The organism is Amaricoccus solimangrovi (assembly GCF_006385685.1).
Taxonomy (GTDB): Bacteria; Pseudomonadota; Alphaproteobacteria; order Rhodobacterales; family Rhodobacteraceae; genus Amaricoccus; species Amaricoccus solimangrovi.
Genome location: NZ_VFRP01000092.1, coordinates 1 through 1,781, shown reverse-complemented (window position 1 = coordinate 1,781; position 1,781 = coordinate 1). Strand labels below are relative to the sequence as shown.

The window sequence follows — 1,781 nt, the reverse complement described above, 5'->3', positions numbered from 1 at the left end:
CACATCCTCCGCCGCCTCGGCGTCCAGGTTGCGATAGGCGGCGGAGAAGCTGTCGGCGCGGTGCTCGCGCGACACGCCGCCGAGATTCCAGAGCGCGTGTCTCGGAGGTTCTCGGCGAGCGCGGTGAAGCTTTCGCCGCCCAGCACGGTGAGCCGGCGAGGCGCCACGGGTTCGAGCCCGCCGGCGAACGACGTGCTCCCAGCCGCTGTAGGCCAGAACGAAGTGAAAGAGCCGGTGCGGGAACGGCGCGCCGGCGATCGTGACGCCGATCTCGTTCGTCGGGCGGTCCTTCCACTGGAAGGCCCGCTGCCCCTCCTCACCGTCGGTGAAGTCGGACAACGCCATGCGGCCCGGCTCCGGGACCTGACGGAAGATGACGTCGCGCGGTGCTCCGTGCAGGGCGCGCCAATCCCGCACACGCCGCTCCAGCGTCCGACGAACCCGGTCATCGGGGAAGGAGTCGGGATCGATCATCTGGAGATGCCGCGGCGGCGTCACCGCCAGCGTGGCCGGATCGCGCTCCAGGATCGGCAGCGGCGGCGGCTCCCAGACGGCGGCGAGCGGATCGGGCACGGCGCGGCCGCGCTCGGGTTGACGCTGGGACGGCAGGCAGGGGTCGGCGTCGATCCGGCGTCCGGTACGCTTGGCTCGAACCCGGCCCGGGCGGCGGCCACGCGCTGGCTATGGCGAAGTCGATCTTGCATGTAGAGTCTCACTTGCTGGTCGGTGACGAGTCTGCCCGGCACGATCGGATCTCCGTTTGGACGCAGAGATCTCCGTCGTACCGGCCCGCGACGGCCAGCACCCACGCCCATCTCCCCAGAAAGACGAGCGCGCCGCTGTCCCTCAGCCTACGGCCAAGGGACAGCGGCCAACAAGCTTGTCGATGCCAGACAGGATGGTTGTCGCCGATCAGCGAAGATGTGCCGAAGCCAGGGACAGGCATGGCGGATGGATTTCAGAAGGCCCTGCGCGAGGCTCGGTAGCCTGACAGGCCCACAGTTGAAGGAGTTGTGGACGGCGCTGCGCTCGCTCGACGTTCGGATGCAGGCGATCGGCGCGATCGAGAAGCGCCCGGAGGGCGCTGTCGCCTGCCCGCATCGCAATCACGACAGGAGCACGCGTTGGGGCTCGACACGGACCGGCGTCCAGCGGATGCGTTGCCCGTCACGCAGGCGGACCTTTTCTTCATCGACCGGCACGGCCGTTGCGCGCATCCATTCGCCGGGCCGCTTTCATCAGGTGGTCGCCGACATGTTCTGCGACCATCCCCGGTCGTGTCGTGGACTGGGCAGGGCGCTCGGTCTCGACAAGATGACCATCTGGCGGTGGCGCCAGAAGATCATCCGCGCCCTCGGCGGTTCGGGCACCTCCAACCTCGGCGGCGTGGTCGAAGCGGACGAGAAATTCTTCCGGGAATCCCGCAAGGGCTCGCGCGAGTGGGTCAGGCATCAGCGCGATCCGATCCATCATCCGAAGCCGGATCGGATGCGCTGGGTGGACTGCAAACGCATGGGAACGAAACTGGATCTCGAAGTATCAGATCCCTGTCCTCACGATGGCGGATCGCGCGGGCGCCAGGCGCGCGGATCTATTGCCCGATCACAATGCGCCGCCGCTGATGGCAGTGCTCGCACGATGCTTGCGCGGCGACGCGGTCCTCCGCGGCGACCGTGACCCGGCCTAGGTGTTTAGTCCCAGCATGTCCTGGCGTATGTTTGTCGTCGCCAGAGAGGGATGCGCTATGGGCCAGGTTCTTCACGGGAGCGCCAAGACGACGT

Annotated in this window: 2 protein-coding genes; one reads left to right on the top strand and one right to left on the bottom strand. The window is 67.8% G+C overall.

Going from position 1 to position 1,781, the window contains the following annotated elements:
- Nucleotides 1–573: IS21 family transposase (locus FJM51_RS23325; protein ID WP_497707176.1), on the bottom strand; the 573-nt coding region annotated here is incomplete at its 3' end.
- A 429-nt stretch (nt 574–1,002) separates the two neighbouring features.
- Here FJM51_RS23325 and FJM51_RS23320 point away from each other — a divergent pair.
- Nucleotides 1,003–1,677, top strand: coding sequence for an IS1 family transposase (locus FJM51_RS23320; protein WP_181164739.1), 675 nt, complete (start codon nt 1,003–1,005; stop codon nt 1,675–1,677).
- Nucleotides 1,678–1,781 lie beyond the last annotated feature (104 nt).